The sequence below is a fragment of the Jiangella rhizosphaerae genome (assembly GCF_003579925.1).
GTDB classification, from domain to species: Bacteria; Actinomycetota; Actinomycetes; order Jiangellales; family Jiangellaceae; genus Jiangella; species Jiangella rhizosphaerae.
This window is the reverse complement of record NZ_QUAL01000335.1, coordinates 1-5,497: the sequence shown is the minus strand read 5'-3', so window position 1 is coordinate 5,497 and position 5,497 is coordinate 1. Positions and strand designations below refer to the sequence as shown.

The 5,497-nt window shown below is 73.9% G+C and carries 5 protein-coding genes; 4 read left to right on the top strand and 1 reads right to left on the bottom strand.

Translation table 11 applies throughout. The features are described 5' to 3' along the window. On the bottom strand, positions 1-574 hold a 574-nt coding region (locus tag DY240_RS24355; protein ID WP_119662309.1), incomplete at its 3' end, for a DUF2530 domain-containing protein. A 139-nt stretch (positions 575-713) separates the two neighbouring features. Here DY240_RS24355 and DY240_RS24350 point away from each other — a divergent pair. From DY240_RS24350 to DY240_RS24335, 4 genes are all read left to right on the top strand, one after another. Next, positions 714-2,171, top strand: a complete 1,458-nt coding sequence (locus DY240_RS24350) for an NCS2 family permease (protein ID WP_119662308.1) — start codon at positions 714-716, stop codon at positions 2,169-2,171. A gap of 45 nt (positions 2,172-2,216) precedes the next feature. After that, a complete protein-coding gene (locus DY240_RS24345; protein ID WP_119662307.1) occupies positions 2,217-2,819 on the top strand; it encodes a dienelactone hydrolase family protein in 603 nt (200 codons plus the stop codon). Positions 2,820-2,992: 173 nt separating this feature from the next. Next, a complete protein-coding gene (locus DY240_RS24340) occupies positions 2,993-4,087 on the top strand; it encodes a hypothetical protein (protein ID WP_147375500.1) in 1,095 nt (364 codons plus the stop codon). Beyond that, a partial coding sequence (locus tag DY240_RS24335; RefSeq protein ID WP_147375499.1) for a hypothetical protein occupies positions 4,084-5,497 on the top strand: 1,414 nt, incomplete at its 3' end. The genes DY240_RS24340 and DY240_RS24335, both read left to right, overlap by 4 nt.

Below are 5,497 nucleotides of genomic sequence, written 5' to 3'. Positions count from 1 at the left end.
CGCGCGGGTCGGGACGGGCGGCGGGCCGCGTGGGCGGCAGGTCGACGCGGGTGGCGTCGGCGCGTGTGGTCTCGGGGCCGACCGGCGGCAGGTTGCCGCCGGTGTCGATCGGCCGGGTGACGGACTCGGGCGAGGTCCGCGGACGGGCCGGCCCACCGGGCGAGGGCGCGCCCTCGGCTCGCCGCGTCGCCGGGCGCACACCGTCGGCCGGAGCGTCGGCGTCGCGCGCGATGACCTCGCCGCGGGTCAGCACCTCGCCGCCGGCGGACTCGGCCGCCGCACGGGCCGCCTCGGCCTCTTCGCGCTCGAACTCGATGGCATCGCGCCGCTTGCGGGTGTACTCCAGCCCCAGCAGCCCGAGCCCGACGCCGGCGAGGCAGGTCCAGACCCACCAGCCGCGTCCCTCGGCCTGCAAGTCGTCCATGCGCAGCGCCAGCAGAACGAACGCGACCGCCCACAGCACGGTGACGACGGCGACCGTGCGAACGCCGTCGACGTCGAGCGGCTGAACCTGATCGGGCTCGACCGCCTCGACCTCGGGCTCCCCTGGGGACCGCCGCCGACGCTTCGCCATATCCCCCAGGCTAGCCCGGCCACCGCGGTCGCGGCGAGCCGATCCACGGCCCGCCGTATTCGTCCGGTAACGATCTTCTGGCATCCTCACGCCCGACGCCGGCTGCGTCCGTCCCCCGCCGAGCCGCCCGGAGGCCCCCATGAGCGACACCGACACCACGACCGAGCCCACCGCGCTGCACCGCTACTTCAAGATCACCGAACGCGGTTCGACCATCGGCCGCGAGGTGCGCGGCGGCCTCGTCACGTTCTTCACGATGGCCTACATCATCGTGCTGAACCCGCTGATCATCGGCACGGTCGCCGATGTCGACGGCACCTTCCTCGGCGGCGGCGACGCCCCCGACCTCGCCGCCGTCGCCGCGACGACGGCGCTGGTGGCGGGGGTTCTGACGATCGCCATGGGCGTCGTCGCCAACTTCCCGCTGGCCCTGGCGACCGGCCTCGGCCTCAACGCGTTCGTCGCGTTCGGCCTGGCCTCGCAGATGACGTGGGCCGACGCGATGGGACTCGTGGTGATGGAGGGCCTGGTCATCCTGGTCCTCGTCCTGACGGGGTTCCGGCAGGCCGTGTTCTCGGCGGTGCCGCGTCAGCTGAAGACCGCGATCAGCGTCGGCATCGGCCTGTTCATCGCGCTGGTCGGCTTCGTCAACGCCGGCTTCGTGCGGTCGACCGGTAACCCGTCGCCGCCGATCGGCATGGGTGAGGGCGGCTCGCTGACGACGTGGCCGGTCGCGGTGTTCTGCGCCGGGCTGATCGCCGTCGTCGTGCTGTACGCGCTGAAGGTCCGCGGGGCGATCCTGTGGACGATCATCGCCACCGCCGTGCTCGCGGTCGTCGTCGAGACGATCGCGGACCTCGGCCCGTCGGCGGAGAACCCCGGCGGCTGGAACCTCAACGCGCCGCAGGTGCCCGACCAGATCGTCGACCTCCCGGACTTCTCGCTGATCGGCGACTTCAGCCTGCTCGGGTCGTGGGAGTCCGTCGGCGTCGTGAGCGTGCTGCTGTTCGTGTTCACGCTGATGCTGGCCGACTTCTTCGACACGATGGGGACGATGGTCGCGGTCGGCGCCGAGGGCCACCTGCTCGACGAGAACGGGAACCCGCCGAAGACGACGCAGATCCTGCTGGTCGACTCCGTCGCCGCGGCCGCCGGTGGTGCCGCGTCGGTGTCGAGCAACACGTCGTACATCGAGTCCGCCTCAGGGGTCGGCGAGGGCGCCCGCACCGGGCTGGCCAGCGTGGTGACGGGGCTGTGCTTCCTGCTCGCGACGTTCCTGGCGCCGGTCGTCGCGATGGTGCCGAACGAGGCCGCCGCGCCGGCACTGGTGCTGGTCGGGTTCCTGATGATGGGCCAGGTCCGCGAGATCGCCTGGGACGACGTCGAGATCGCCATCCCCGCGTTCCTGACGCTGGCCCTGATGCCTTTCACGTACTCGATCAGCACCGGCATCGGGGCCGGGTTCCTCTCGTACGTCATCATCAAGCTGGCGAAGGGCAAGGCCCGCGAGCTGCACCCGCTGCTGTGGATCATCGCGGCGCTGTTCGTGGTCTACTTCGCGATCACGCCGATCGAGGACCTGCTCGGCGTGCGCTGACCGCGTCCGGCCGACCTTGTCGGTGCCGTCCGGTAGAACCGACCCATGACCGAGATCGTGCTCTTCCACTCCGTTCTCGGGCTGCGGCCCGGGGTGCTGCAGACCGCCGAGCAGTGGCGCGCGGCCGGTCACGTCGTGCACGTGCCCGACCTCTACGGCGGCGCGGTCTTCGACGACTACGACGAGGCGTTCGAGTTCCTGGAGAAGTACGGCGGACGGGCCGAGCTGCTGAAGCGCACCGACGCCGCGGTCGACGGCGTCCGGCCCGACGTCGTCTACGCGGGGTACTCCAACGGCGTCATCTCGGTCGTGCACCTCGTCGCGTCACGGCAGGGCGCCCGCGGCGCGCTGGCGTTCCACGGTTCGGTGCCCGTCCGGGCGGTCGGCGCCGAGCTGTGGCCGTCCGCCGTGCCGGTCCAGGTGCACGAGGCCGAGCTCGACCCGTTCCGCGACGACGACGCCAACCGCGAGTTCGCCGAGACGGTCGCCGCGTCCGGCGCGTCGTACCACTACTTCTCCTACCCCGGGGTGGCTGCGCACCTGTTCGCCGACCCGTCGCTGACCAGCGAGTACGACGAGGCCGCAGCCGCGCTGATGCACGGTCGTGCGCTGGAGTTCGTCGCGGCATGTGAAGATCGGGGGCGCTGACCCACCCGATCCGGCGAGGAGCACGCATGCGGCTGACTCTCCCGGCGGCCGCCCCATGAGGGCCGGGCAACACCGGCGGGACATCGGGGGCCGGAGGCCCTCGTGGCCCGTCGGTCCAGGCCGACAGGTGTGTAGGAGGGCGTGAGATGCCGTTGCCCGGTCTGAATGTTGGGGTGGCACTGCTCGTGGTCGCAGCAACGACGGTCGCCCCGAGCACGGTGGCGGCCGCGATCACGGCCGCGGCGCCCGACGCGAACGGGCCCGCGCTCGTCGCGAGCGAACCGGCGCCCGGCGGCTTCGCCGGCGAGGTCGCCATGGCGTGGGCGTCCGCGCCCTTATACGTCGACGACACGCAGTCGAGCATCGTGTCCGCGGACGACGCCGAGCGGCTGGCCGGCCGCGTCGACGGCCACTCGCCCGCCGTGCACATCGCGGTCGTCCCGGCGACCGCGCTGTCCGACATGCCGGGCGGCGACGACGACGCCCGCGGCGCGGCGTTCCTCGACGCCGTCCACGAGGCCGGCGGTCCCGACGGCGTCTATCTCGTCGTGTTCGGCGGCGCGGCCACGTACGGCGCCGCGTACGACGTCGACGCGCCGGTGGCGGAGGCGGTCGAGACGGCGGTCGGACGACACACGCGCTCGCAGCAGGTGGCGATCCTCGACGACGCGCTCACCGAGCTGGGGGTGTCCGGCGCGCCCGAGGAGTCCGGCGGCGCCGGCTGGGTGCTGCCGCTGGTCATCGCGCTCGCGGTGCTGGGCGTCGCGGCCGGCGGGCTGTTCTGGTGGCACCGGCGGCGCACGCGCGACGCCGGCGAGGGGCCCGCGCTCTACCGGCCGTCCTTCGACGTGCTCGACGACGAGGCCGACTCGCTGGCCGAGCGGCAGGAGCTGGCACGCGAGGACGTCACCCGGTTGGGCGAGGAGCTCGACGCCGCCGACACCAGCGTCGCCGACCCCGCGGTCGCCGCCGACATCCAGGCCGCCATGGACGCCTACGCCGAGGCCGGAGGGGCCGTCGACGGCACGCCCGACGACCACGTGCTGCGCGCCGTCCGGTCCACCGTCGAGTACGGTCGGTGGCGCCTGGCGTGCGCGCAGGCGCGGCTGGCCGGCCGGCCGTTGCCCGCCCGGCGGGCCGACTGCTTCTTCGACCAGCGCCATGGAGTGTCCGTGACCGACTGGATGTACACCCCGCCCGGCGGCCGTGCCCGCGAGGTCCCGGTCTGCGCCGCGTGCCGCGACCGGCTGGCCGGGGTGACCCGATGACGACGGCCGCACGCGTCGCCGCCACGCTCGCGCTGAGCACCGCCGCCGTCGCCTGGACGGCGGTCGTCCCCGCCGCGGCCGACGAGGCCGACGTCGACCGCTACCTCGACGAGGTCGCCGTCGAACTGGCCGAGCCGGGCGTGTGGGTCGACCCCGACGCCGCCGACGCCATCGGCCGCGACGACGCCGCCGACCTCGACGAGGCCGCCGCGGCCGCGCCGGTCGACCTGCGCATCGCCGTCGTCCCGGCGTGGAAGCTCGACCCCGAGGGCCAGGACCGCCTCGTCGGCCGCGTCCTGCTCTACGAGGGCGAGGAGCTCGCGTCCCAGCTGTACGACCGCGTCGGCGTCGACGGCGTCTATCTCGTCATGTCGGTGGCCGACTCCTCGTACGACGGCCGGGGCATCTGGGGCGTCCAGCACAGCGAGGACGGCCCGACGTACCACGTCGAGGACGCCATCGACCAAGCCGTCGACTGCTGCGCGCCCGACTACGGGCCGATGATCGACCGCTTCATCGAGCGTGCCTCCGACGTCGACCACCCGCTCTACATCGACGCCGCGCCGTGGGCCGGCGGGGCAGCCGGCGTCGCCGGGCTCTGGTGGGGCGCGACGGCGTACAGCGCTCGTCGCCGCCGCCGCGCCGACGAGCAGCGCCACCTCGACGTCGTCCGGCCGATGCTGACCGAGGAGGTCATCGAGCTGTCCGACCGCGTGTCCGACCTGCCGACGACCTCCGACATCGCCCAGGCGGCGCTGACCAAGGAGATCCTCGACACCGTCGAGAAGGCCCGGCACCGCCTCGACGCCGCGCAGACCGACGACGACGTCCAGGCGGTCACGTCGCTGCTCGGCACCGCGCGCTACAAGATCGCCTGCCTCGAGGCGCTGCAGCATGGCAGGCCGGTCCCCGAGCCGACGCCGCCGTGCTTCTTCGACCCCCGGCACGGTCCCAGCACGCGGGAGCGGCAGTGGACGCCCGAGCACGGCGTGAGCCGCGACGTGCCGCTCTGCGACCAGTGCGCCGTCCGCCTCGACGCCGGCGAGAGGCCGCAGGCCCGCCAGGCCGGGCGCGGCAGCTACTGGGAGGGTGGCGAGGACCTCGTCGCCTACATCGAGGGCTACTGGAACGGCACCGCCGGTTCGTGGCGCTTCCCGCACAATGACCACTCGGTGGCGCGCGGCAGGCTGTGGAGCCGCTGGGAGTCGCGGCGGCCACGGGCCCGGCTGGCCAGCTTCGGCCGGTCCCTGAGCAAGGCCGCCAGCTCGGCCATGTCGTCCTCCGGCGACGGCTCCTCGGGCTCCGGCGGCTGGGGCGGCGGCGGCTTCGGCGGCGGGTCCAGCCGCGGCCGCAGCCGGCGGCGCAGCTTCGGCGGCGGCTCCAGCCGGCGGTCGTCCCGGCGCTCCGGCG